Annotated in this window: 23 protein-coding genes and 5 pseudogenes; 7 read left to right on the top strand and 21 right to left on the bottom strand. The window is 54.5% G+C overall.

What is annotated here, in order from left to right:
* Positions 1 to 20 precede the first annotated feature (20 nt).
* Positions 21 to 938, top strand: coding sequence for a bile acid:sodium symporter family protein (locus FDY98_RS21190; protein ID WP_155706163.1), 918 nt, complete (start codon positions 21 to 23; stop codon positions 936 to 938).
* Between the two features lie 369 nt (positions 939 to 1,307).
* Here the strand turns inward: FDY98_RS21190 and FDY98_RS21185 are convergent, their stop codons facing one another.
* Both FDY98_RS21185 and FDY98_RS21180 read right to left on the bottom strand, forming a co-directional pair.
* The gene (locus FDY98_RS21185) at positions 1,308 to 2,819 is read right to left on the bottom strand and encodes a hypothetical protein (protein ID WP_155706161.1); all 1,512 of its coding nucleotides are present in this window, start codon (positions 2,817 to 2,819) and stop codon (positions 1,308 to 1,310) included.
* Positions 2,820 to 2,899: 80 nt separating this feature from the next.
* Positions 2,900 to 3,744: pseudogene (locus FDY98_RS21180) on the bottom strand (YifB family Mg chelatase-like AAA ATPase); the annotation flags it as partial.
* Positions 3,745 to 3,948: 204 nt separating this feature from the next.
* On the opposite strand from FDY98_RS21180, the gene FDY98_RS21175 reads away from it, so the two are divergent.
* Entirely contained in the window at positions 3,949 to 4,152 is a 204-nt protein-coding gene (locus FDY98_RS21175; protein ID WP_340146925.1) for a type II toxin-antitoxin system PrlF family antitoxin, read from the top strand.
* A gap of 310 nt (positions 4,153 to 4,462) precedes the next feature.
* Here the strand turns inward: FDY98_RS21175 and FDY98_RS21170 are convergent.
* Positions 4,463 to 4,932 (bottom strand): annotated as a pseudogene (locus FDY98_RS21170) (OsmC family protein).
* A gap of 63 nt (positions 4,933 to 4,995) precedes the next feature.
* Here FDY98_RS21170 and FDY98_RS21165 point away from each other — a divergent pair.
* The gene (locus FDY98_RS21165; RefSeq protein WP_340146924.1) at positions 4,996 to 5,580 is read left to right on the top strand and encodes a GntR family transcriptional regulator; all 585 of its coding nucleotides are present in this window, start codon (positions 4,996 to 4,998) and stop codon (positions 5,578 to 5,580) included.
* A 77-nt stretch (positions 5,581 to 5,657) separates the two neighbouring features.
* Here the strand turns inward: FDY98_RS21165 and FDY98_RS28780 are convergent, their stop codons facing one another.
* The 11 genes and pseudogenes from FDY98_RS28780 to FDY98_RS21130 all read right to left on the bottom strand — a co-directional run bounded on the left by FDY98_RS28780 (position 5,658) and on the right by FDY98_RS21130 (position 13,616).
* Complete coding sequence (locus FDY98_RS28780; RefSeq protein WP_340146923.1) at positions 5,658 to 5,873, bottom strand: hypothetical protein; 216 nt, start codon at positions 5,871 to 5,873, stop codon at positions 5,658 to 5,660.
* A 37-nt stretch (positions 5,874 to 5,910) separates the two neighbouring features.
* Complete coding sequence (locus FDY98_RS28775; RefSeq protein ID WP_340146922.1) at positions 5,911 to 6,198, bottom strand: hypothetical protein; 288 nt, start codon at positions 6,196 to 6,198, stop codon at positions 5,911 to 5,913.
* Positions 6,195 to 6,391, bottom strand: a pseudogene (locus FDY98_RS21155) (type II toxin -antitoxin system TacA 1-like antitoxin); the annotation flags it as partial. The gene FDY98_RS28775 and the pseudogene FDY98_RS21155, both read right to left, overlap by 4 nt.
* Positions 6,311 to 6,481, bottom strand: a complete 171-nt coding sequence (locus tag FDY98_RS28770) for a type II toxin-antitoxin system TacA family antitoxin (RefSeq protein ID WP_340146921.1) — start codon at positions 6,479 to 6,481, stop codon at positions 6,311 to 6,313. The pseudogene FDY98_RS21155 and the gene FDY98_RS28770, both read right to left, overlap by 81 nt.
* A gap of 86 nt (positions 6,482 to 6,567) precedes the next feature.
* A complete protein-coding gene (locus FDY98_RS29750; RefSeq protein ID WP_442907970.1) occupies positions 6,568 to 6,927 on the bottom strand; it encodes a hypothetical protein in 360 nt (119 codons plus the stop codon).
* 11 nt (positions 6,928 to 6,938) lie between these two features.
* On the bottom strand, positions 6,939 to 7,079 hold the full coding sequence (locus FDY98_RS29745) for a hypothetical protein (protein WP_442907969.1): 141 nt from the start codon (positions 7,077 to 7,079) through the stop codon (positions 6,939 to 6,941).
* Positions 7,067 to 7,456 carry a hypothetical protein gene (locus FDY98_RS29740; protein ID WP_442907968.1) on the bottom strand — a complete coding sequence of 130 codons (390 nt, stop codon included), beginning with the start codon at positions 7,454 to 7,456 and terminating at the stop codon, positions 7,067 to 7,069. The genes FDY98_RS29745 and FDY98_RS29740 overlap by 13 nt, the downstream gene beginning before the upstream one ends.
* A 182-nt stretch (positions 7,457 to 7,638) precedes the next feature.
* Positions 7,639 to 9,742, bottom strand: a pseudogene (locus FDY98_RS21145) (TonB-dependent siderophore receptor).
* A gap of 157 nt (positions 9,743 to 9,899) precedes the next feature.
* Entirely contained in the window at positions 9,900 to 10,898 is a 999-nt protein-coding gene (locus FDY98_RS21140; protein ID WP_051430622.1) for a helix-turn-helix transcriptional regulator, read from the bottom strand.
* A gap of 49 nt (positions 10,899 to 10,947) precedes the next feature.
* On the bottom strand, positions 10,948 to 12,999 hold the full coding sequence (locus tag FDY98_RS21135; protein ID WP_340146920.1) for a TonB-dependent receptor: 2,052 nt from the start codon (positions 12,997 to 12,999) through the stop codon (positions 10,948 to 10,950).
* A gap of 263 nt (positions 13,000 to 13,262) precedes the next feature.
* Positions 13,263 to 13,616, bottom strand: a complete 354-nt coding sequence (locus tag FDY98_RS21130; RefSeq protein WP_035539258.1) for an accessory factor UbiK family protein — start codon at positions 13,614 to 13,616, stop codon at positions 13,263 to 13,265.
* A gap of 344 nt (positions 13,617 to 13,960) precedes the next feature.
* On the opposite strand from FDY98_RS21130, the gene FDY98_RS21125 reads away from it, so the two are divergent.
* From FDY98_RS21125 to glnK, 3 genes are all read left to right on the top strand, one after another.
* The gene (locus FDY98_RS21125) at positions 13,961 to 14,299 is read left to right on the top strand and encodes a P-II family nitrogen regulator (RefSeq protein WP_007112359.1); all 339 of its coding nucleotides are present in this window, start codon (positions 13,961 to 13,963) and stop codon (positions 14,297 to 14,299) included.
* 45 nt (positions 14,300 to 14,344) lie between these two features.
* A complete protein-coding gene (locus FDY98_RS21120; RefSeq protein WP_009286189.1) occupies positions 14,345 to 15,592 on the top strand; it encodes an ammonium transporter in 1,248 nt (415 codons plus the stop codon).
* A gap of 190 nt (positions 15,593 to 15,782) precedes the next feature.
* The gene (glnK, locus tag FDY98_RS21115) at positions 15,783 to 16,121 is read left to right on the top strand and encodes a P-II family nitrogen regulator (protein WP_027957942.1); all 339 of its coding nucleotides are present in this window, start codon (positions 15,783 to 15,785) and stop codon (positions 16,119 to 16,121) included.
* A gap of 156 nt (positions 16,122 to 16,277) precedes the next feature.
* Here glnK and FDY98_RS21110 read toward each other — a convergent pair whose 3' ends face one another.
* Complete coding sequence (locus FDY98_RS21110; RefSeq protein WP_007112363.1) at positions 16,278 to 17,054, bottom strand: ferredoxin--NADP reductase; 777 nt, start codon at positions 17,052 to 17,054, stop codon at positions 16,278 to 16,280.
* A gap of 180 nt (positions 17,055 to 17,234) precedes the next feature.
* On the opposite strand from FDY98_RS21110, the gene FDY98_RS21105 reads away from it, so the two are divergent.
* The gene (locus FDY98_RS21105) at positions 17,235 to 18,161 is read left to right on the top strand and encodes a LysR family transcriptional regulator (protein ID WP_009286188.1); all 927 of its coding nucleotides are present in this window, start codon (positions 17,235 to 17,237) and stop codon (positions 18,159 to 18,161) included.
* A gap of 4 nt (positions 18,162 to 18,165) precedes the next feature.
* Here the strand turns inward: FDY98_RS21105 and FDY98_RS21100 are convergent, their stop codons facing one another.
* The 6 genes and pseudogenes from FDY98_RS21100 to phnC form a co-directional block, all read right to left on the bottom strand.
* Positions 18,166 to 20,274 carry a methyl-accepting chemotaxis protein gene (locus FDY98_RS21100; protein ID WP_027957941.1) on the bottom strand — a complete coding sequence of 703 codons (2,109 nt, stop codon included), beginning with the start codon at positions 20,272 to 20,274 and terminating at the stop codon, positions 18,166 to 18,168.
* 11 nt (positions 20,275 to 20,285) lie between these two features.
* Positions 20,286 to 22,157 (bottom strand): methyl-accepting chemotaxis protein, encoded by a 1,872-nt coding sequence (locus FDY98_RS21095; RefSeq protein ID WP_027957940.1) that lies wholly within the window; start codon positions 22,155 to 22,157, stop codon positions 20,286 to 20,288.
* A 125-nt stretch (positions 22,158 to 22,282) separates the two neighbouring features.
* Complete coding sequence (locus FDY98_RS21090) at positions 22,283 to 22,711, bottom strand: host attachment protein (RefSeq protein ID WP_022521305.1); 429 nt, start codon at positions 22,709 to 22,711, stop codon at positions 22,283 to 22,285.
* A 92-nt stretch (positions 22,712 to 22,803) separates the two neighbouring features.
* Positions 22,804 to 23,611, bottom strand: a pseudogene (gene phnE / locus FDY98_RS21085) (phosphonate ABC transporter, permease protein PhnE).
* Complete coding sequence (gene phnE / locus FDY98_RS21080) at positions 23,605 to 24,417, bottom strand: phosphonate ABC transporter, permease protein PhnE (RefSeq protein ID WP_022521307.1); 813 nt, start codon at positions 24,415 to 24,417, stop codon at positions 23,605 to 23,607. The pseudogene phnE (FDY98_RS21085) and the gene phnE (FDY98_RS21080) overlap by 7 nt, the downstream one beginning before the upstream one ends.
* Positions 24,404 to 25,201, bottom strand: coding sequence for a phosphonate ABC transporter ATP-binding protein (gene phnC, locus FDY98_RS21075; protein ID WP_022521308.1), 798 nt, complete (start codon positions 25,199 to 25,201; stop codon positions 24,404 to 24,406). The genes phnE (FDY98_RS21080) and phnC overlap by 14 nt, the downstream gene beginning before the upstream one ends.
* Between the last annotated feature and the right edge of the window lie 39 nt (positions 25,202 to 25,240).

Raw genomic sequence — 25,240 nt, 5'->3', positions numbered from 1 at the left:
CCGGTAACGTCCAATCCACCATGGGTAGATTCATTTATTTTGTCGAGGCGCACCTTGTCTGGTTTAATCGTCGTCGCGGGGGAGGCTTACTCTTTCCGGCCACCGGAATAATGCTTAAGTTCGCGATTGGGCCATTACTGGCATTACTGATGTTGATTATCAGCCTCACATTCGATGCGCATGCAGTGCGCATCGTGTTCCGAAAGCCGTCACGGCAGTTGTTGGCATTGGGGCTGGTCTATGGGCCTATGTCGATTGCCGGGTGGCTAACGGGCCGTCTATTTTTTGGAAGCGGCCCGCTGGCTGCTGGCCAAACCTTGCTCGGCACGCTGCCGACAGATGTGTCTTCTCCTCTTTTGGTACTGATGGCGAAAGGCAATGTGGCGCTTGCCGCTGTTTTCAACGCAGTCAACACCGCGTTATGTCCGTTTATTGTTCCCTTCCTGTTTTTATGGCTCACCGGCCTTCAGTTAGACGTGCCGCTTGGATCAATTATTCTTGAATTAACACTAATCGTGCTTCTTCCTACCGTGATTGGGGTCAGCTTGCGTACAAGGTTCTCGGCTTTCTTTGCACGGCATGATTCAGCGTATGCAGGGATAGGGTCGATTCTGTATCTGCTGATCCTACTCGCCGTGGTCGGGCCGAATGCCACCACGATCATTGGCTATGGCTGGTATGCGTTTGTGATTGCGGGCGCGGCCCTGTGCCTCAATTTGATTGGGTACCTGGTAGGTATGTCCTCACGGTTACTCACCTCTGATCGCAAAGAGGTGATTACCTATCTTTTCACGGTCAGTAAAAAGGAATTCAGCATCGCTGCAGCGTTTGTCGCTGCTTCTGGCTTGCCATCAGAGATCGCAATTCCAGCCGCTTTTTTTGCCGTGATTCAAATGATCACTTCGCCCATCGCAGCGAAGATCCTCGCCCGCCACTGAAGGGATGGCCGTATCGGCTCTTCGTCAGAAGAGCAACCTGCACACGGGGTGTACAGGTTGCTCTTACCGACAAAACAGACACCGCTACTCATAAAGGTGGCAAATAGTACCTATGCTAAGTCACTGCGACCAATACTGACCTTGCTAAAAGCATTTAACACAGAGGCTTCGCAGGGTATCTGTTCCTTTTTGGATTTAGGGTGCTTGAACGTATCGGCGAATCCTGGGCAGTGACCAACTAGTTTTTGGACAACACCTTCTACGTGCCGCACGTTAGACAGCACTTGGCGTAACCACTGCTCGAAGCTGCCTTGGTGGCTCAGCGTGAAGACTAAACCTTTATAGGAAGGAGGCTTGGATGCCTCCTCGCTACCGCCAGCTCTGGGTTTTGGAGGGCGTCGTTGGATCTCCATGAGATAGAGCGTTTGATCTAACACATGCACCCGAACGACGAGCACCCCCGCGAGGTACCTTGGTCTGAGTATCAATGTAAACCCAATTAGCGACTGACGTTTCCACCTCCTCGTCTATTTCGAAAGGTTCGAGGCTGATTAACCGAGGGTCAGGAGAAGTGCTGAATCCGTCTTCAAAGGTAAACCAGCTAACGCCACGAATCGTTGCGGGATAGGCCGATTGTAAATAGAGAAGCGCATTCCACATATCACGTAGAAAGCCCTGTGATTCCAGTGTAATAGGAGCATGAATAGACGCTTGTCCCACTCCCTTCCCTGACCCATGTGGCTCCCCAGTGGAGAAAATGGTTTCGTCACCCGGAACGGGGACGCCTCGTGTATCGGGCACGTTTTTTCGGGTATATCGTTTATCCAAGACGGCGCGAGGCTTACCTAAAATAACGAATTCGTCCTCAGTAAGGTCTAGCCAGGAAGAACCATGGTCGGGCTCGTCATCATCCGTCAGGTCAATGACATCGGGGATGTCTTGAAGCTGATGATAGGGGAACTGAGAGGGGGCATCGTCGCCATCGGTGGCTGGTACTGTCGTTGATTTCTCTCTTTCACGGTGGATCGTGGCACCATCGGGCTGCGTACAGCCTAATATCTGCAAGCCTAGGAATGTGTTGCCACCATCAATTGGAACGCCAGAAACAGAGATTTCCCCGCTGCCTTGAAACCATGGAGTGACTTTTAAAAGCATCTTATCTTGGGGGAAGCTGGCTTCAGTCTGCGCATAAATATCTCTGGCAGCTTGTTCGGCATAGGGGTCGTACAGCATGTGCGCGAGCAAAATCGCATCGTGCCTATGAACACGATATGTAAATCTGACAGGCCAGGTACCTGGCGATGGGGGCGCATTAAGCGGTCGATAAAGCCGTTCTTTGACCTCCTCCCAACAGTAAGTGGCGAGCACACGCTTGATTTCAGATGATCGACCGTAAACGCGTGCAAAAAATTCGGTGCAAGGGATGAGCAGATGTTTGCCATCTGGGAGGTCAAATTCAATCAGGTACGATTTGTGTTTTCTGTCCAGCGGTAAATAGCTTGCCTCATGAAAGGAGGTATAGAGGCTGCGCCCTGCTTTGTGCAAGTCGTCTAAGGAGACAATCCGCCAGCCGCCCGGAGAGAACGAAACAGGGAATGTTTTCTCCTCAAATGCGATGCGGGAGTTGCTCACGCCCTTTTCCCAGACGGAGCCGATTCTCAATAGTCCGACATGCGTTAAGACCGTCGTTCGCTTAATCACGTCTCCTAATTTGTTCTCCTGATCAATAGGTCTTAAAAATACATAAATTTTAGGGACGCTTTGTGAGCGGATATTTTTGAAGATAGGCCCGTACCACCAAACGACCAAGCGCTCAGTTTCGTCTTTAAGGGTGCCATCTTGAAAGCTAAAGGTTCTGGATTGTTTGAGAGAAACGGTCACAAGGGCGTGCTCTATGTAAACTCAACATAGAGATTGTCGCAGCAATTATTGTTTAGTCGCAACAATTGTTGAAAATGACAGCCGCCACCTACCAGGGCGGCGCCGCTGGCACTGTGATGGGGTTGTCGAAATGGCCTTTTGCCCCAGTCTGCTTCCAGCGGTAGCCCGCAAACCGAACGCACGGCAGCGACTTCCAAGGCATTCTCCTCGGAAAGCGGCGGCAGAATGCCCGGCAGGCGGCTGGCCAGCATGGTTTTGCCGGTGCCAGGAGGGCCTGCAACAACAGGTTATGCCCCCGGCCGCAGCGACTTCCAGCGCCCGGCGCGCCTGCTGCTGGCCGCGCACATCGGCGAGGTCATCCACCGGGGCGGTGGTTTTCACCGAAGCGCTGAGTTTGTGTGGGGAGATCTTCTCTTGGTCGAGTAGGTGAGCTACTACCTGCCAGAGAGTATCGGCAGGCAGCACCGGCAAATCGCTGCTAGGGCGGCCTCATCGGCGCAGTCGCGGGGAATGATCAGTGCTTTTTTTGCCCGCCGGGTGGCCAGGGCAAAGGGCAGTATGCCCGGCACCGCGCGCAGTTTGCCATCCAGGGCCAGCTCACCAGCGCACTCCATACCTTCCAGCGCTTCCACGGGAATTTGCCGGAGGCGGCGAGGATACCTAGGGCGATGGGGAGGTCAAAGCGGCCGCCCTCCTTAGGTAGATCGGCGGGGGCGAGGTTTAAGGTAATACGGCGGGTATTGGGAAAATCAAAGCCCGCATTAACCAGTGCACTGCGCACCCGTTCGCGGCTCTCTTTTACCGCCGTTTCCGGCAAGCCCACTAGCGTTAGCCCCGGCAAGCCGTTGGCTAGATGCACCTCAACATGCACCGCCGGTGCATCTAAACCTACGCCTGCCCGCGTGGCTACAATGGCTAGCGTCATCGCCTTTCCTCGCTGTTTTTAGGTAAAACTCTAACCCGAATGTAAGCGAAATCTACATTACCTTAAGTACTTAACCTATCGTAATTAAGAACGCTTTGGTAGCGCTTGAGTGGCCGGTTTAAAATAGTTGGGCAGCTTGTCGAGGTAATGCGGCTGCCTTAAATTATCGCGCATCACTTTTGCATTGCCACTAAGCGGAGAGCGATGATGAGCACTCCCATTGCAGATCACTCTACTCTGACGGATCGCTATCAAACGACTGTTCCAGCATCGATTCGCCGGGCGCTAAAGCTGAAACGGCGAGACCGTATCCACTATTCCGTCCGCTCGAATGGTGAAGTGGTGTTTTCCCGTGCCAGTAATGAGACTAAACATGGTCCTGTGATGGTTAATTTTCTTAACTTTTAGAGCGCGATCTTCTGGTGTATCCAGAGAGCATTTGTCCTGTTACCGCAGGTAGTTTTGTCGAGGTCGAATGTCTCATCGCAGGCATGGAGGCAGACCTCGAAGAGGTGCTGGAAGAGAATGATGACGAATGAAATCTCTAGCGGTGAATGGATGGACAATCTATGCCCATCCGATGTTTTGGGAAAAAACCGAAATGCTCGCCGCGAAGGTGAAACGGCTGTAAAGATCCCGTCGTCAATTAGGCCAACGCGTAGACGAGCAGAGTAGAACGGTTGATACAAGCATCATCCAGTCGTGGAAATGCTATTAATTAGCTTCCCTCTGTAGTGAAGGTGGGCTCGTAGTTCACAGGAAAATTTATTGATCGTGCAATAAAGCAAACCTCATGTATCCGGTGGTGGATGGCTTCTGCAGCTTGTAAATCAGTCCCTGTCTTCACCGTTATTTGAGGACGCAAAGTAGCGGATGAAAAACGCCCTGCTCCTCCTCGTCCGACCTTTCCTAGCCCGACAGGGTCATCTGCATAAGATGTAACCACGATGCCTTCATCGGACGCATAATGCAGATACCAGAGCATATGGCAGGCAGACAATGCTGATAGCAAAAGGTCTTCTGGGTTCATCTTTGTTGGATCACCACCTAGAAGTGGGTCATTAGAACAGTGAATGACAGACTTACCAGCTATGGAAATATCCCAAGTCCGATCAAAATCGTGGTAGCCAGTCGTACCGTTCCACGACTTCCAGTCCAAACAACATGTGAAGAATATTCATGACCCATGGTTTTGTCTCTTGGCTTTGATAGTATGTATACATGTATACACTTGCGTTGAAGGGAATGACAATGGGTCTTGTCGAAAAAATTCGAATGGAAATTTTAGAAGGACGGTATGCCCCTGGATCGATGCTGCATCAGGCTGCGCTTGCCGCTAAATATGAGGTCAGTCGTATACCTGTGAGAGATGCTTTACAGGCTCTTGCCACGGAGAAGTTAGTCCATGTCATTCCAGGAAAGGGAGCCCGTGTCATCTCTTTAACGTCCGAAGAGCTAGATGAGATCTATGACCTTAGGGTTACACTTGAGTGCGACCTTCTTGAGCGCGCTATCTATCTAGCAAATAACAGTGATCACACGGAAGTTAGCTATGCACTCAAAAAGTCATCCCTGGAAGCGGGACGCCCGGGATGGCAAACAGGAGATTGGCAATTTCACCGAGCGCTTTACTTGCCTGCGCGTAGACCGCGTCAACTAGCCATTGTCGAGGAGTTGCGGACTAGCTGTGCCTTGTATGCTAGCAATTATGAAGATTTATCATCAGAAACTAACCGCTGGTTAGATGCACGAGGCAATCGTTCGTGCGTTTGTAAATGGTTTGAGCGAAGAGGCCAGCTCCATCCTACGCAGTCACATTATCGCTTCACGCGCTAAGTTAGGTTCTAGTGGCTAAGTATAGGCTGGCAAATAGGTTTTGTCGGAGAGGAAGTTTAATGGAAGGAAAACATACGCTAAGACGATTTGGCTACTACTAATAAATTCTGAGGCAATACATTCAGGGATTTAAGCGGAAGGAATAGGCGTTGGCTGTCTGAACTGAGAAGCGAGAAACCAAACTGTTCATAAAAGCGCTGTGCTCGCTCATCAATAGCGTCGACTACCATGGCGTAAATGGCGATCTCATCGCTGACAGCCAGCGTTCGCTTAATGGCATCGACCAGCAACATTTTTCCCACCCCGTGGTCTGGGCGCCTTTATTAACCGCTAACCTGCCGAGCAGGGCTGCTGGGATAGGGTGCCGCGGGAGTTTACGAGCGAGGTCTTGGGCAATTGCCCGAGTTCAATCGACAGCGTGGAGAGCGTGTAATAGCCCACAATGCTTGTTGGCTGCTCCACCATTGTTGCCACAAATACCCGACTGACACGACGCTTCACATCAAGGCGCGCCTGTTTTTGAATATAGTTATCCAGTGAGGGTACGCCGCAGTGAAACCCTGGCCTGTAGTGATCGCTGTTCAGTGGTCGTATGACCAGGTTTGTATCATCGGTCATTGGCTAGTGACACGCCGATCATGCTCCTCGAAAGCGGCTGCCAGTTTTTTGTTAAAGCTAACCGGCTTATCCAACGCATGGAAAAAGGCTTCAGCGTCTTGGCTGTTTAGACTCATGGCTTCATGCGCATGAATGGTTTTTCGGCATGCGCTAACGCGCTGGTCAGAATGAAATTGCTGACGGTTTTCCCTTCGAAGCTTGCCGCGCGTTCAAGCGCCATTTTGGCGCTATGTTTCAACCGGAGATTAATACGCTCTTGTTTGGCATCGGTGGCTACGTTCATGACGGATTCCTGATGTGGTTCATCTAGAATAAATGTACGTCAAAATGGTGCCTTTTTCAATTTGATGTGATCGAGGTATCCGCGGGCTAAAACGCTAAATCCGCTGGCGCAGCCTCTAGCGCCGTAGTCAGCTTCCGGGCAAAGCGCTGGGCGGAGGGAAGTGCGCCGAAGCTCCATACCGGCGGCAGGTGAACTATCCTGTTGTGCCTGACACTGGGGAGCTGCTGCCACAGGCCGCTTTTTGCAAGCTTCTCTTCGACTCCTGTGGGCAGCGGGTCGATGATCACCAACGTTGCCTCGGGGTAGCGCGCCAGCGCTTCAATCCCTACCAGCGCAAATCCCCAGGCATTTGTGGATTGATCCCAGGCATTGGGGAGGTCGAGCTGCTCCAGAACGGCGTTGTACAAGCTGTTTTCCCCAAACACCCGCACGTGGCGGGCATCCATAAACTGCACCATCAGTAGCGGCGCGGTTTCTGACTGTGAGAGGGCCGGGATTCGCGCAGCCTGGTCATCAAGGCCTGGGTTTCTTCAATAAGCTGCTTGGCCTGGGGCTGGTGCTCGGTTAACTCGCCCAGCTCACGGGTCAGGGTTTGCATCTCCTGCCAAGTATCGGTGCCGGGGAGTAGAGTGAGAACGACGTGACGGGTGCTATTCGTTCCAGGCGCGGCGTTAAACCGGCAAACATGGGCGAGATAAGTGTCTGTTCTGGCGGCACCTGGGCCAGCAGTTCTAAATTGGGCTGGGTACGTAGCCCCATATCGGTGACGCTGTCGGGTATATGGGGCTCGCCCACCCACTCCTGGTAATCGCTTTGCTGAGCCACGCTGCTAACCGGCGCATCAATCGCCAGCAAGGTTTCGGCAATCGTCCAGTCCACCGTGGCCCACTGTGCCTGGGCAGTCGACAGGTGCAGCATACAAACGGCAAATAGCCCGCAGTGCGCGAGCAAAGAGAACAGGTTGGTGTGGCGCATGGTGGTGAGAGGCCATCCAGAAAATAAGGGCTGTATTTAAACGATAATATTTATTGTTTGCAAACCTGCATTCAAGAAAAAAAGCCCAGGCACAGAGGTCTGGGCAGGCTAGGTTACAATAAATTAATAATGCTTAGATAAGGGCTTAGGCAAGTGCTTGAACCGTCGCCTAGCACGAGCGTTTAGAAACGGTAGTGAACACTGGCGGTGACGCCGCGCTCGGCACCGAAGTAGCAGTACTCCAGGGAGTTGCAGGAGGCCACGTACTCTTTATCCAGCAGGTTATTCACGTTTAAACGTGTTTCGACACCATCTACGCCGAGTTGGCTGAGGTCGTAGCCAATGGTGGCATCCACCAGGGTGTAGTCGGGCACGGTTTCGGTATTGGCCCGGTCAGCGGCGATATCCGCGTAGTGACGCACGCCGACACCCATATCTACGCCATTTAGCCAGCCTTTGTTGGCCTCGTAGTGGCCCCAGAGCTGCACTTGGTGCCGTGGGGAGTAAATCGCGTTGTTGCCCTGGTTACCATCATCGCTTTTGGCGTAGGTGATGTCGGTGAAGCTATAGCCTGCCTGAAGCGAGAGGGTATCCGTTAGCTGGGTTTGCGCTTCCAGCTCCAGCCCTTGGGATTCGATCTCCCCTACGGCTCGGTATGGGTCGGTGGGCTGCTCTTTGGTGGCGACGTTCTCCTGACCGATATGGAACAGCGCCGCGCTGTATTGGTTTTGGCTACTGTTAGGCTGGTATTTAACGCCGGTTTCCCACTGTTCGCCTTCCATGGGCTGGAGCAGATCGCCACTCTCATCCACGAAACTGGTGGGGGTGAAGGCGGTAGAGTAGCTCAGGTAGGGCGCTACGCCGTTATCGAACAGGTAGACCACCCCGGCGCGGCCACTGAACTGGGTATCGCTAAGGGAGCTGGTATCACCGCTATCGCGGTTGGCATTGTCGATATTGACCCAGTCGTAGCGGCCACCCAGTGTGAAGCGCCAGTTATCGAGGGCTATCTGGTCTTGCAGGTAAACCCCGGTCTGGTCGATCTCATGGCGTTCGCGCACCGGGGCGTAAAACTCGATGGGGTCGCTGCCATAAACCGGGTCAAACGCATTGAGCGGCGGGAAATACCCAGTGGGCCATGACACGTCGTTTTCCCGCTGCTGGTAATCCACTCCAAACAGCAGCGTGTGATCCATAAAGCCGCTGCTGAGTGTGGCTTCAAGCTGGTTATCGAGTGTCCAGGCTTCCAGAGATTCATTGCTGCCGGAGTAGTAGCGGGTGAGCTCGTCAGAGGTCGGTGACGTCCAACCATAGCCATAGACTTGATTGAGCACTACGTCGGAATTGAGATAGCGCATCAATTGGCGGCCGGTCACCTGGTCGTTGAAGCGGTGTTCCAGGGCGTAGCCGAACATGCGTTGGGTTCGCTCGTAGGTGTCGTAATCCTTTTCACCATCAAAGAAGTTGTTGCTGATCTTGTGGCCATTATGGGCGACCACGGCCCCCTCATAGGGTACGCCGGAGTGGTAGCCGCCTTCGGGTTCATCCTGTAGGTAGGCTTCTACGGTGAGGCTGGTGTCATCGGTGATATCCCAGGTGAGCCGGGGCGCAATGGCATAGCGCTCCTCTTCTGCCGGGCCAAACTGGGTATCCGCGGCGCTGGCAATCCCGGTCAGGCGAAAGGCCACCCGCTGCTCTTCGCCAATAGGGCCGGTGAGGTCAAAAGCGGCGCTGCGCTGGTTATTATTACCCACTCGAAAACGCAGCTCACCGCCCCCTGTTCAAATTCTGGCCGCTTGCTGTTCAGGGCGACTACCCGCCAGGGGAGGCGCGTCCATAGAGTACCGAGGCGGGCCCGCGCACCACTTCAATGCTTTCCAGAAACCATGGGTCAATGCGCATACTGCTATGGGAGTTGGCATCCCCCATTACTTTCAGGCCATCCAGGAAGGTATTGCTCAAGCTGCCGTCAGAAAAACCGCGCAGTACCAGGTAGTCGAAGCGATTGGAGGCGCCTACCTGATTGCTGTAAACACCTGGCGTGTAGTCGGTGGCGCGCTGCACGGTACTTACGCCGCGGTTATCCATCTGTTCGCGGGTGATCGTGGAAACGCTCTGGGGTATTTCGATCGTCGGCGTTTCCACTTTGGTGGCAGCCTGCTGGGCAGTCACCGTGACGGTGGCTAACTCGGTGCTTTCTTGAGCGTATACCGGGGAAACAGCCAGTGCCGAGAGAACGGCGACGCTAAGCGGAGAGCGTAGAAAACGGTGATGGGGGATGAGCATGGAGGCACCTGCAATAAGCATCAATTAACCAATGTGTTAATGAGAATTATTGCGCTTAATGGCTACTGAAAGGTATGCGCAATGACAAAGGGAGTATGCGTACTGCCAAAAAACGTCCAACAGAGGAACTTAGCGCTCCAAAAACAACCCTGCGGCTTTAATGGCGATGGTGTACTTCATGGGGCGCAATGCCAAAAGCGCGCTTAAAGGCGGTGGCAAAATTGGTGGCGTGGCGGTAGCCACAGGCGTGAGCGGTTTGCTGCACGCTATAACCTTTGCGTAAGTACGCTTGAGCTTGGGTCAGGCGACAACGTCGTAGGTAGTCGAATATCGAGCAGCCGTAACAGCGGTGAAACTTGGTGCGTAGGCTGCTCGGGCTCATCGCGGCATTGCGGGCCAACTGCTCAAGCCGATAATCCTGGTTGGGGGAGTGTTCGAGCTGCTGACGCAAGTGCTCCAGGCGCTGGTGGTCGCGCTGGGTTAAACCCGGTGGCAGGCTGACTGCCTTTTCTTCGTCGCTGGACTCAAGGGAGGCGGCAGGCAGCCCATGAGCTAACAACTGGAGCGCGAGCCCCTGCCATAGCAGGCGCTGCCGCTCTATTGACCAGTTCGAAGCCAGTGCTGCCTCCAGGCTATGAATAAGGAACTGCGGCACCTGCCAGGTATGCAGTACGGGCGTTGCCGGAGGGGCAACATTGATAGGCGAAGAGTTAATGGGCGAGAAAGAGAGAGGCTCTGTGCAAGCCAGAATCGATACGTTGAGAATGCGCAATCGTTGTGGCGCGGGCTGGAAGACCTCAAGCCCGGTCTGCTCGTTGAAATGGGCACTGAAGGCATCGCCGGCCTGCAACTGAAACGACTGGCGCCCTAGGCCGACTTGGATATGGCCTTCGAGTATCACGCTGAGAAACCACGGCGCGGCATGCCGGGAAGTGGAGGCGTAAGCGTGCAGGACATCAAGATCAGAGTGTGTCACCCGCAGTGTGGGGGCTACCTCGACGTCCATCACCCGCCCATGGGCAACACAAGGCGCTGGCTGGGAGCGGTCGGGCGCTTCGGGAAAGCGGTAGTCGATCCCGAAGCGCTGACCAATAGCCAGCAGGTCATGGGTGGTCAGTGGTACGCAAGATGGCGTTATTGAGCCGAGTGTAGCCATCCCCGTTACCTCACCCTTGAGCGGTTGTCAGCGAGTAGCGAATCAGCACTTAGTACTCCATTGACCAGTTCAGGGTGTAAGTACGCCCGCGGCCCTGGTAGTCGTAGAGGTACTCTGGGCCGTAGTAGGGCGAATAGAACATGGCGGCTCGCTGACCCCAGACGGTGGAGTACTGATCATCCAGCAGGTTCTGCACTCCCAGGCTTAAGGTGCCAAAATCGGTTTCCTGGCTGAGCGATAAGTCGAGGGTGGTATTGCCATCGATCTCGCGGTCGGCATCGTCTTTCAGGTCGAAGTTGTGGTTGGCCTGCAAGCGAGCCGAACGTACATAGTCCGTCCAGCCAATAAAGGCAGTGGCGGAAGAGAGCGATGCATAGCGGGCGTCACGCTTCTCCCACTCCCCTTGGTCGTTCTCCTGCTCGGAACGCACCAGGTGCAGAGTGCCCCCTGCCTCCAGGCCATTATCAAAGTAACGGGTCACGGCGCTTTCCAGGCCGAAGTCGCGTTTCTTCTCATCGACGACGCTGACGCTTAAATCCTCGGCGTTCTCTACCGCTTTGTCCGACCAGGCGTAGTAAAGCGCTGTTTGGGTCGTCCAGTTGCCACCCTGGTAGCGCCAGCCTAGCTCTATCTGATCCGTCTCGATGGCAGATAACGGGTTGTTATCGACACTTACGCCGGGGCTCTTGCCGTAATATTTGGCAGGATCTGGCAGTTCGAAGCCCTGGCTAAACTGCAGCCAGTTCTGGTGACCGTTGCCGTAGTCGTAGAGGGCGCTGGCATTGAAGAGCGTTGCTTCATAGTCATTCTCGCCGCCAGGAATCCCCTGGAATTCATCCACTTCGACGTCCATATGCTGCTGCCGCAACCCTGCGGAGAGCTTGAGCGCCTGGGTGGCCTGCCAATCGCCCTGGAGGAAGCCTGAAAGCCCGTCCACTTGATAACCGGGGTAGCGGGGTTCAACCCCTGATGCCTGTTGCACCAGGCCGCCGGAGGCGTCCGAGATGTTGGTATCGAACAGCATCTGGCTGGCATCGAAAGTTTCACGATCCAGATCGAGGCCGTAGGTTAGCGAAACGTCATCACCCAGGCGCGATTCAAACAGCGCTTTGATGCCGCTTAAATCGGTGTTTTGTTGCGAGGCGCGAAATTGCAGGCCGTCGGAAATTGGGTAGGGAAATGCCTGGAAGCTGGACTCCTCCTCCCGGTGGAACGCCTGCAGGTAGAAGTTTTGCCCCCACAGGTTGGCGTGGTGATAGTTGACGTTGACGAGCTTACGGTCGGTTTCCGGATCGCGCTGTGAACGGTAGCCATCGCGAATTTCGGCATCGTTCAAGTTGGGCGTGGCAGCGTCGAGGTTGGGAAAGTAAACACCCCGGTCACCTTCATAACCTGAACGGTACAGCTGGGCACCCAGTTCCAGACTCTGTTCATCGGTCAAGCGGAAAGAGAGGTTGCCCAATACATCAATGCTGCGATTATCCTGTAGGTCGGTCTGGGCGATATCGGGAAAGATTTCCTGGCCGCTGCCGTCATAGTGGCGGCCGTTGTCGCCAATGGCGGTACCCAGATAGCCTTGAACCCGCTCGTTACCACCGCTGATGGATTGTGCGAGGCGTCGATCTATGTCATCGCTGTTGTTGAAGCCGGTGGTGATGCCTGCTTCAGTACGCCAGTTCAGGCCTTCTTCACCTTTGCGGGTAATGATATTGATCAAGCCCCCCGTAGCACCGCCGCCATACAGGCTGCTGGCGCCGGAAAGCACTTCCACGCGCTCAATATTGAAGGGATCGATGGCATCGAACTGTCGGGAAAGCCCACGGGAACTGTTCAGCGATACGCCGTCGATGAGCACCTGCACGCCCCGGCCTCGCATGTTTTGCCCATAATTGGTGCGCCCTTGAGGCGCCAGATCCAACCCCGGTACCAGATGCCCCAATGCTGTCTTTAGGTCTGCACCATTGCGGGTCTGCTGTTGCAGCATCTCTTTGTCAATTACCCATACAGCACCGGGAATTTGACTGATCTGACTAGGAGTGCGCGATCCAACGACCCATGGTCTCGTCGGCGCTAGACGCAGTATTTTGGGCGAAAACGCCATTGGAGAAGCTCAGTAACAGGCCGGTGCCAACAAGCCCAGATATTGAAACAGACGACGGCGAAAAGAAAGGCTTTGCAAAAGGCAGCTTTGCAACAGATAGGTTTGATAGTGACAGGGCGTGCATAGTGAACAATCCGCAGACGGTAAGAAAATCAAAGGCGGAGAGTATCATCACGAAAAACAAAGTCAACGATAGTGATTCGTATTTATTTTGAGGCGTGTGCAGCAATAGGCCATCGCCCTATTGCTGCTGCTAATGAAACTTAGGCGTTATCGGGTTTGTTCTTCTCTTCTGCTGCATCTGATTCCGGCTCATGCGGCTCTGGAACCGGTGGAGCTTCTGCTTCAAATGGCGTGGCCGTTGTTGACGCGGAGGCATCAACGGCTGCTTCAAGGTTAGCGACTTGGCGCTCTAACGCCTCTACCCGCGAACGGGTGCGCTGCAGTACATCCATTAAAATGTCGAAATCTTCCCGTGAGACAAGCTCCAGGCGGTCGAAGGCGCCGCGCACGACTTGCTGCACGCCCATTTGAATATCTTCTGGCGCCTGGGAGGCGTTTTGTAAACGGTCACCAATCTGCTGTGCCAAGCGGCTAATACGGTCTTGAGGCGCCATCGTTCTCTCCTAGATAAACCTGCTTTAAATATTGCTTACCGGTAAGGATACGCAACAGTTGGCGAATTCGCATGTATCGCGTGCTTTTACTGCTTAACCCAGGGTGTGCATCGAAATAGAGCAGGCTACTTTTGCTTACGCTCTTTTTTGGTGCAATAGCGGTGGTGTGAGAATGGATTTGCTCAGATTTAGCGCTGAGCTGCACTTTTGATGACGGCTAATTGGCTGACTTATAAGCAAAAAAAGTCAGCTGGCACAGTATGCGCATTATCGGTTCAGGTGCTTATTCTGGCGGCTGTGCCGCTACCAATCTAGCAGGACTTATCCAGCAGGGGAGATCCGGGATGAAACTCATCACCGCTATCATCAAGCCATTTAAGCTCGACGACGTTCGTGAGGCATTGGCCGACAACGGCGTTCAGGGCATTACGGTCACTGAAGTTAAAGGTTTTGGCCGTCAGAAAGGGCATACCGAGTTGTATCGTGGCGCGGAGTACGTCGTCGACTTTCTACCCAAGGTAAAAGTGGAAGTGGCCGTAGACGACGCCCGTTTGGAGAGCGTATTGGATGCGATCTGTAGTGCGGCTAACAGCGGCAAGATCGGTGACGGCAAGGTGTTTGTGACACCGCTTGAAGACGTTATTCGGATTCGGACAGGCGAGCGCGGTGCAGATGCCGTTTAACGCTGCTTTTTCGGATCATTTCTATAGTTCAACGGGGAACTTACAATGAATGAGTTGACTGATCTGAGCTACGCGCTCGATACGTTCTACTTTCTAATTTGCGGTGTGCTCGTCATGTGGATGGCAGCAGGCTTCTCCATGTTAGAAGCGGGCTTAGTACGCTCCAAAAACACCGCTGAGATCCTGACCAAAAATATTGCGCTGTTTGCCATTGCCTGCACCATGTACCTGCTGGTGGGCTACTACATCATGTACTCCAGCAGCGCTGGCGGGTTCCTGCCCAATCTGGGCTTCTTGATTGGCGCTGAAAACAGTGTGGATGCGGTTACCGCAGGCGGCGATGACGCGCCCTACTACTCCATGCGTTCTGACTTCTTCTTCCAAGTCGTGTTCGTGGCAACCGCCATGTCGATTGTGTCGGGCGCCGTCGCTGAGCGTATGAAACTATGGGCATTCCTGGCCTTTGCTGTAGTAATGACCGCGTTTATCTATCCGGTGTCTGGCTACTGGACTTGGGGTGGTGGCTGGTTGTCTGAAGTGGGCTACTCTGACTATGCGGGTTCCGGCATTGTGCACCTTGCCGGTGCGGCGGCTGCGTTAGCGGGTGTGATCGTGCTAGGCCCACGTAAAGGCAAATACGGTAAAGACGGTTCTATCCACGCTATTCCCGGTGCCAACATGCCGCTGGCGACGCTGGGTACCTTCATTCTGTGGATGGGCTGGTTCGGCTTCAATGGCGGTTCCGAGCTCAAGTTGGCGGCCGTTGATTCCGCTAACAACGTGGCACAGGTGTTTGTAAACACTAATGCAGCAGCGGCGGGTGGTGTTATTGCCGCACTGATTTTGGCCAAACTGTGGTTCCGCAAAGCGGATCTGACCATGGCCTTGAACGGCGCCCTGGCTGGCCTGGTGGCCATCACCGCTGATCCGCTCTCTCCGACCGCACTGAGCGCTACCATTATCGGCGCGATTGGCGGCATCATCGTGGTCGCAGCCATCGTCACCCTCGATAAAGTGAAGCTGGATGATCCGGTCGGCGCGATCTCGGTTCACGGTGTTGTCGGTATCTGGGGCGTGCTGGCAGTGCCGCTGAACAATGACGGTGCATCATTCGGTGCTCAAATCATCGGTATCGTAGGTATCTTCGCTTGGGTATTCCTGGCCAGCCTAGTGGTATGGCTCATTCTGAAAGCCATCATGGGCATCCGGGTTAGCGAAGAAGAAGAGTATGAAGGCGTGGATATCGCTGAGTGCGGTCTTGAAGCCTATCCCGAATTTGGTATTAAGAAATAAACAGCGGTATTAAGAAATAATTTAATGCTGACCTAGTGAGCAGGCGTGCTCCTTCTGGCCTCCCCTTAGTGGGAGGCTTTTTTATTCTCTGTCGATAGCGGTGTATGCTGGTAGTTAGCGGTTAACGGCTGCGACATTCGCAGCCGTTCAACCCGACCCCATCACGGCCACCCAGTTAGAGGATATGGTAATGAAATTGATTACAGCGATTATCAAGCCGTTTAAGCTCGACGATGTGCGCGAGTCACTCTCCGATATCGGTGTACAGGGTATTACAGTGACGGAAGTGAAGGGCTTTGGGCGCCAGAAAGGGCATACCGAGCTGTATCGCGGTGCTGAGTATGTGGTGGACTTCCTGCCCAAGGTGAAGCTGGAAGTCGCCGTGGACGACGACATGGTCGAGCAGGTGATTGATGCCATCACCCAGGTGGCGAACACAGGTAAAATCGGCGACGGCAAAATCTTTGTGATGCCGCTGGAGCAGGTGATTCGTATCCGTACTGGCGAAACGGGCAAAGACGCGGTTTAACGGTGAAGGGTAAGGTGTGAATGGTAAGTAGTGCCGAGTAGACAAAGCCCCTGTGGATGCTCTCCCCAGGGGCTTTGTATGAGTGATGCGATCATTCTGGCGGCTATAAACTTTTTTCTATTCACCACTCACTCATTACGATTCACTATTTACGTCTCACTTCTCAACAAACGCACGCTCGATGACGTAGTCGCCCGGCTCGCCCATGCGCGGCGAGATATTCAGACCCAGCTCGTCAAGTAGCGCGCTGGTATCGTCCAGCATGGCGGGGCTGCCGCAGATCATTGCGCGATCCTGGCGCGGATCAATGGGCGGCAGGCCGGTGTCTTCAAACAGCTTGCCCGTACGGATATGGTCGGTTAGGCGCCCCATGGTGTGGAACTCCTCCCGAGTAACGGTGGGGTAGTAGACCAGCTTTTCAGCGATGTCTTCACCCAGGTATTCATGGGCTGGCAACTCTTTGGTGATAAAGTCGGCGTAGGCCAATTCAGAAACTTCCCGCACACCGTGAACCAGCACTACCTTCTCGAAGCGCTCGTACACTTCAGGATCCTGGATCAGGCTCATAAACGGCGCCAAGCCGGTACCGGTGGAGAGCATGTAGAGGTTGCGGCCCGGCAGTAGGTCATCGCATACCAGTGTGCCGGTGGGCTTGCGGCTAACCATGATCTGATCGCCTACTTTCAGGTGCTGAAGGCGTGAAGTGAGCGGGCCGTCGGGTACTTTAATGCTGAAGAACTCAAGGTGGTCTTCGTAGTTGGGGCTGGCAATGGAGTAAGCGCGCATCAGCGGCTTGCCGTTCACTTCCAAACCAATCATCACGAACTGACCGGTTTTGAAACGCAGGCTGCGCTCGCGGGTGGTGCGGAAGCTGAACAGGGTATCGTTCCAGTGATGGACGCTAAGCACTTCTTCCAGAGCAAACTTACTCATGCCGTTTTCTCCATTAGTCGATGCTGGCGCTAGTCCGCATCGGTCATATTCTTAAAAAGAATAAAAATGATTAAATATGTTGCCAGCAAGTCTAAGCAAAGGGTGGTATATCTGTTAAGCGAATTATATTGATAACGGTTATCTGAAAAATAGATATAGATCAAATAAAGGTCAGACTCTATGCACTACACCCTGCGGCAGTTGGAAGTCTTTGTGGCGGTTGCTCAGCATGAGAGCGTCTCCCATGCGGCGCGGGCGCTGGCCATGTCTCAGTCGGCAACCAGCACGGCGCTTGCGGAGCTTGAGCGGCAGTTCGACTGCCAACTGCTGGATCGGATTGGTAAACGCTTAAAACTCAACGCACTGGGTTTTCAGCTGTTGCCCAAAGCGGTGGCGCTGCTGGATCGCGGCGAAGAGATTGAAGAGCTTCTACGTGGCCAGAAAGGGGTTGGGTCGCTGGATGTAGGGGCTACGCTGACCATTGGCAACTATCTGGCCACGCTGCTGATCAGCGATTTTATGCAGCGCCACCCCGGTAGCCGGGTGCGCTTGGCAGTGCGCAATACGCGCCATATTATCGAAGGCGTGCGCCAGCACTCGCTGGATTTAGGCTTGATCGAGGGGCAGTGCGACGATGACATGATCATCAGCCAACCCTGGGTGGAAGATGAGCTGTGCGTGTTTTGCTCGCCGCGACACCCACTGGCAGGCCGCGAGCACCTTGAACTTGAACAGCTGCTGCGTGAGGACTGGATTATGCGCGAAGAGGGCTCTGGCACCCGCATGACTCTGGAGCATGCCGCGCGCCACCGCCGCAGCCGGTTTAACACCCTGCTAGAGCTAGAGCATACGGAAGGTATTAAGCGTGCCGTGGAGTCAGGGCTGGGGATTGGCTGTGTCTCGCGCCTGGCACTGCGAGATGCCTTCAGGCGCGGCAGCTTGGTGCCGCTGCCTACGCCGGAGTTGGATCTAAAGCGTCAGTTTACGTTTATCTGGCATCGGCACAAATACCTCACCACCGGCGTGCGCGAATTCCTGCGCCTGTGCCGTGAAATGACCGCTGGGGCCAAGCGCAGCGACGATATTGCGCTGCCGCCGATTCCTTAAGCGTTTATCGCTCAGTCAATTCGGGAGCAGGCAACTGATGGTTGCTAGGGGCGTTTTTTGGCTCAAGTGTAAAGCCGCCTACCAGCGCAGCGAGCCTATCCGCCTGATCGTTTAGCTGTTCAGCGGCGGTCGTCGACTCCTCCACAAGCGCGGCGTTTTGCTGGGTCATTTGGTCTAGGTCGGTGACGGCAATGCTCACCTGGCTAATGCCCTCGCTTTGTTCTCGAGCGGCCGTACTGATATCTCCCAACATTTGCGTTACCCGCGTGACGCTTTCTGCTAATTCGTGCATTGCCGACTCCGCATCTCGAACCATTTGGGTACCGCTTTCAACCTTGCCAGCCGAAGTATTAATACGCTGGCGGATATCCTTGGCGGCTTCGCTACTGCGAGAGGCTAATTTGCGAACTTCGTCGGCGACCACGGCAAACCCACGACCGTGTTCGCCAGCCCGGGCGGCTTCCACAGAAGCATTCAGGGCAAGCAGGTTAGTCTGAAAGGCGATGCCGTCGATGACGGTCACGATGGCCTGAATTTCATCGGAATTGGATCGAATATCATCCATCGTTGCCACGACTTGCTCAAACGCGCTGTCGGTACGCGAGGCTAACTGCGAGGCGGTTTGTGAAAGCCCACTGGCTTCTTGCGAGGCGTGAGTGGTATGGCTAACGGTGCTGCTGATTTCTTCCATCGCAGAGGAGGTTTGCTGCAGGCTGGCAGCGGCCTGTTCAGTGCGCCGTGAGAGGTCGTGGCCACCTTGAGTAATTTCATTAGCCGCGTGGTTGACGGCTTCACTACTACGGCGCACATCCACCAGAATAACCTGAATTTTTTCTGCAAAGGCATTGAACTGCTCAGCTACCGCGGCACTTTCATCTCGCCCATGCACCGGTAGACGTTGGGTAAGGTCACCATGGCCTGAAGCAATCTCTGCCATGCGGCTTGCAAGCCGCTTAAGAGGCCGTGCGATTCGCCCGCCAATCCACCATAGCGCTGCCACCCCCAATGCTGCCAGAAGTAGCCCTACTACCGTCATGCCCAGCGTATTTTGCTGGCGCTGCTCGCTGAGAACTGCTTGCAGCTCGCCTAACTCCGCAAGCGCTACGTCTTCAGGGAGCTGGAGTACCAACACCCAGGGGAGGCGAGTATCGCCAATGGTAATAGGCTGATAGCGCTGCAGTAGACCATCGTTAACGCTGCTTTGCAGGCTACCTTGCTCTGATGCCTCTCGGATGCCCGCGAGAATTGTACTGCTAAGGGAGTCACTGGCAGGCGAGCCCAGACTCTTTGCGCCTGCCGTGTCGGCGACTAGCCCCCCACTTCCCGCGACGAGAGCCATGCGCCCAGCGCCTTCGTATAGCGCTTGGTTGGCATCGCTTAGCAGGGTTTGGATAAAGTTAAGGGAGAGGTCTACCCCCGCAACGCCACGAAACTCGCCATCCACCAAAATGGGGGCGTTAAACGAAGTGACCAGTTGCGTCTCGCCGCCATAGTCATAAGCCGCCGGATCGATAATGCAGGGAACTAGGGTTTCACGAGGGCAAAGATAGTATTCTCCTTCCCGAACGCCGCTGGGAAGGCGTTCTTCACTCTCCATGGTATCTCCCAGCGGCAGCACTTCTAGAGTTTCATCCTCGGTGCGGTACCACCAGGGCATAAAGCGACCGCTACCGTCATGGCCATAGCGCTCATCTCCTGCATATCGTGCGTCGTCACCAAACGCATTGGGCTCCCAGCCGATAAATGCATCCAGCAGTGTCGGGTTGTCGGCCACAGTTTGGCGCACTAAGTTAGATAGTTCGCGGCGGTTCAGGTAAAGCGAGCGGCGCCCCTCTTCATCCTCCATACCCATCAAAGCATTAGTAGTCGCCAATTGATTGGCGATAGTCATGGCATTGTTGAGTTCGCGCTGAATACGCCCGCCCTCTGCTTCGGCAATGGCATCCAAGCGCGCATTCAATGCACTTTTCATCAATGCGCCGGTATGCTCATTCACCGTTTGCTGGGTGCGGGCCGCGGCGACCAAGTTATAGATGACTAGCGCAGCCACAATCGCGAGCAAGCAAGGGCCCGCAAGTGCGACGACAAAAGAGCGTAACGAACGAAAATGCATAGCGTTACCCCTTAAGTAATGTGATGGCGGCGGTTGTCATGTGCTTGGTACTGCACTTGCAGGGCAGGTGCCGCGGCGTGAGACAGCTTAAAACTACTGATAGTGCCTGCCAGATGATCGGCCTGTTCTTTTAGCTGCTCGGCGGCGGTCGTGGACTCTTCCACCATGGCTGCGTTTTCCTGAGTCATGCGATCCAGTTCTGCGACGGCAATGTTGACCTGATTGATGCCATCGCTTTGCTCGCTGGTGGCCGCATTGATCTCCTCCAAAACATCGGTAACGCGGGTAATATGCGCGACGATGTCTTGCATGGTAGATCCCGCATTACGCACTAAAGTGGTGCCATTGTTAACCTTGGTTTGAGAGTCCTCAATCAGCTTTTGAATATCGTTGGCGGCATCACTGCTACGCCCAGCCAGCTTGCGTACTTCGTCGGCCACCACGGCAAAACCACGGCCATGCTCGCCAGCGCGGGCAGCTTCCACCGACGCGTTAAGCGCCAGCAGGTTGGTCTGGAATGAAATGCTGTTCATCAAGGTGACAATCTCACCGATCTTATCCGAAGCGTGGGTAATGTCTTCCATGGTGGTCACCACATTTGCTACAACCTTCCCACCTTCGTTGGCTACCTCTGAGGCGGTTTGGGAGAGCTTGTTGGCTTCTTTTGCGGATGCAGCCGTGTGTTGAACCGTGCTGGTGATTTCCTCGATCGATGCAGAGGTCTGCTGCAGGCTAGCGGCAGCGTTATCGGTGCGACGGGATAAGTCCTGGCCACCCATGGCGATCTCATTGGCCGCGTGGTGAACAGATTCACTGCTGGTGCGTACATCGATTAATACGGCCTCCATTTTGCCTACGAAACGGTTGAAGGCCTTGGCAATTTGTGTGACTTCATCATTACCCTCTTCGGGCAAGCGTCGGGTTAAATCGCCCTCTCCCGATGCGATATCATCCATCGCATTACGAACTCCCAGCAAGCGGCGTAGCAGCAGAGAAAGCAGCAAACCGAAGACCACTGCCGTGATTGCGGCCACAATCAGCAGCGTGACTATCGATGTAGTGGCGATGGCGCGCAGGCCCGCTGTTGCCTCGTGTTCGTCCAGTGCCACAATCAACTGCCAGCCACTGCTACCACCCACGTTATTGCCCATTAGCAACGTATCGCTGTTTTGCAGTGAAAGCGATTGGGGTTCATCGGCTTGGGCGATTTCGCTAAGCCGGGTGTTGGTCAGTTCATCGCTCAAACGTGTGGAAGGTTCGAGCGTCATGTCAGCGTCAGGATGCGCGATCAGGGTGCCGTCTTCAGTGGTTAAAAAGCCGAAACTGGACGGCGTAGGGGCAATGCCGGTAACAATTTCGATCACATCCTCAATAGTAATATCCGCACCAATGACTGCGGCCAGCTGCCCATTACGGTAGAAAGGGCGTGCAAAGGTAACGATTAAGCCCCCCGTTTGGGCATCCGTGTAAGGTGCCGTAATAATGGTCTCTTGCGCTTCGGCTGCGCCTTGGTACCAGGGCCGCTGACGCGGGTCGTAATCGCTGGGGGGCTGCCATCCATCGGAAAAAATAGCGTCTGGTGTGGAAGGATAAGCAATGTAGGCTGTCATAAAGCTGCCTGAGCCAGCCAGTTGTCGAAGTGCGGCAAGTGGGTCATCGCTATTGGCTGCATCATCCATGCTGGAAAGCATGGTATAGCGTGCGTTAAACCACTCGTTGATAGCTTGCGTATTACCGTTAACCACGGCGCTAAGATTGCGCGTTATTTGCTGGCTATTATGGTGTTTTACGGTGGTGTAACTGGCAATGCCGTTAACCACCAGGGCGAGGGTAATCGCCACTAATGCAGCCAATAGGATGCGTGCTCGGAGGGTAGATAGCATGGTCGCTCTCGACGTAGAAGTGCATGTCAGTACTCAGGGGGAGGTACCGTTTATAATGTCTTCTAGGCTATCGGCGAGAGCGACCCTTTCTTTAGTCTTACATGGTCTTTAAGTTTTGGATATTACTAGCGTAAATCACTAACTGCTTGTTGAATATCGGCCATTGAAGCTTTACTTAGATCTTTTGATAGGGAATGAATCACCAGCTTTTGGGTAGGGGCATCGAGTTTATCGCGTAAAAGCCCTAAAAATTTAGGTGGCGCCACCATAATGAGCTTCTTCATACTGTTGCCTACTCGAGCACTATAAAGTCGCTGAGCGACCTCTTTCGCAAACAACTCGTTTTCGTGCTTAGTAGCCGTTCCCTCTTCGCCAGCCGAGCGAGAGGTAGTGGACATCGACTCATGCACATCGCCTCGACCGTCGGTGACCAAGTCACCTTCGTGTAGACGTCCTTCAGCGTGAACCATGCTTTCTTGCTCTGCCAACGTTAAGGCATCTCGGGTAAAAATGCGTGCGCGAGCGGCGTCGGCTACCACGATATAGGTTGTCATCGCTGTGCATACTCCATGTCGTTGATGGTCATCTAACCATGGCAAGCGTTTGGCGTTAGGTCAAACGCTTGCCTCGGCTTAAGCAACGTGGGTTACAGCACCTTGCTACGCAGCAAGCTGGTGACGGCTTCACCAATCAGTACCAGCACAATAATGGCAATCAAAATGGTCGCCACGGTAGGCCAGGCAAAGGTGTCAATTGCGCCCTGGAGGATAACGCCGATACCCCGGCGCCCACCAACCCAAGTACCGTCGATTCGCGGATATTGATATCCCAGCGGAGGATGACGATGGCAAAAAACGCGGGCATGACCTGAGGCACGATTGCATAGGCGACCACTTTGGCCTTGGAGGCCCCGGTGGCTTCCATGGCCTCTACGGGGCGCCGGTCAATCTCCTCTATTGCTTCGCCCATCAGCTTGCCGATAAAGCCAATCGAGCGAAACATGATGGCGAGTATGCCCGCTAATACCCCAGGGCCAAAAATGGCCACGAACAGCAGCGCCCAGATGATGGTGTTCACCGAACGGCTTGAGACCAGAATGAAGCGACCAAACCACAAAAGGCGCGGTTGGGGGTAGTATTCTGGGCGGCGATGTAGGCCACCGGGAGCGCCAGGAAAATCGTCAGAAAGGTAGCCAGCGTAGCGATATGCACGGTCTCGATCAGCGCTGCGATAATGCCATTGAGCCCCGCCGCACTGGGTGGCCACATGCGTGCGCCAAGCCCGGAGATTTGGTTGGGCGCATCCCACACCCAGGGCCAGAAAATATCAATATCGCGCACCGCCCAAACCACTAACATCAAGGTAGCTAGCAGAACGGCGTAACGAATCAGGCGCTGTTTGCGGTCATAGCGTTGCCAAATACGATCGGCAAGCTGCTGTGCGTGATCTACCATATTTTTTTCCTTACCCAGCCGCTGACACCTTCACTGAGCAAAATGACCGCGATGATAATGAGCAGAATCGCAAAGGCGAAATCGTAGTCGTAACGCCCAAAGGCATTCATCAGGGTGCCTCCAATGCCGCCTGCCCCAACGATTCCGACCACCGCTGATGCGCGCAAGTTACTATCCAATTGGTACATGGATAGCCCTACCTGGCGTGGCAGAATTTGCGGAAAGACCGCATAAAACAGAATGGCCACATAGCCTGCGCCGGCGGCTTTCATCGCCTCTACTTGGCCCCAATCAATCTCCTCGATCTCTTCGGCGAGCAACTTGCCCACAAAGCCGATGGAGTAGAGTGTCAGAGTCAGAATACCTGCGAGTGGGCCAAATCCAACGGCAGCGACAAACAGGATGGCAACAATTACCGGATGAAAGCTGCGCGATACGATAATCACCGACCGGCCAATCACATAGATAGGCATTGGGGCGATATTACGTGCCGCCATCACGGCAAAGGGAATAGAGAGTAAAACCCCCAATAGCGTCGCCAGAATGGCGATTTGAAAGCTCTCTTTAAAGCCTGTCAGCAGCAGCTCGTAGCGCTCTAGGCTGGGTGGGAAGCCGCCGCTAAATATGCGTGCCGCGCGGGGCAATCCTTCAGAGATCCGCGCCCAGTTGAACGGCAGCGAGCCGAACGCCCAGACCAGATAAACCACGGCAACCACGATTAACCCATAGCGTAGCAACGGGTTGGCAATGAACGGCGGCTTTCGCCAGGTGCGGGGCGCCGTTGAAGGGGCCTCAGGCGGAGTCATGTGAGGGTTCCTCCGCTGGCGTATCAGTAATCGCATCGTCCGGCGCTTCAATGCCACCGTAGATGGCGTCTAACGCGTCTTTGTTGAAATCGGCAGGCAACCCATCAAAGATCATCTTGCCGTGGCGTAGGCCCACAATCCGCTCGGTATAGGTTTTGGCCTGTGCGACGTTGTGAATATTGATGAGTACTGGCAGCGAGAGCTCACTGGCCAGGCTTTGCAGCAGTATCATGATTTGCTCGGAGGTGCGTGGATCCAGCGAGGCAGTTGGTTCGTCCGCCAGCAGAACATCAGGCTCCTGCATCAGGGCTCGCACGACGCCTACCCGCTGGCGCTCGCCACCGGATAGCTCATCAGCGCGCTTGTTGGCGTAATGAGCGATTCCCACCCGCTCCATTAGCACAAACGCACGCTCAATATCTGCCTGAGGGTAGCGGCGCGATATCGCTTGATAGAGATTCACATAACCCAACCGCCCGGCCAACACGTTCTCCATCACGGTCAAGCGATCCAGTAGGTTAAAGCCTTGGAACACCATGCCGATCTTGCGGCGAGCACGGCGCAGCTCGGCGCCTTTCAGGTTCACCAGCTCATTGCCGTTGAGTTTGATAGAGCCGGAGGTTGGTTCGACCAGACGATTGATACATCTCAGCATGGTGCTTTTGCCCGCACCCGAGGCGCCTACGATAGAAACAACGCTGTTTCCCTCTACCTTGAGGTCAAGCCCTTTCAGCACGGCTTCATCGTGGCCATAACGTTTGACCAGATTGGTAATTTCCAGCATGTGTCCGCTTCCATCGTCGAGACAATAACCGCACCGCCG

This window comes from Halomonas sp. PA16-9 (assembly GCF_009728585.1).
GTDB lineage: Bacteria > Pseudomonadota > Gammaproteobacteria > Pseudomonadales > Halomonadaceae > Vreelandella > Vreelandella titanicae.
The sequence above is the reverse complement of the archived record's forward strand: the minus strand, read 5'-3'. Positions and strand labels throughout refer to the sequence as shown.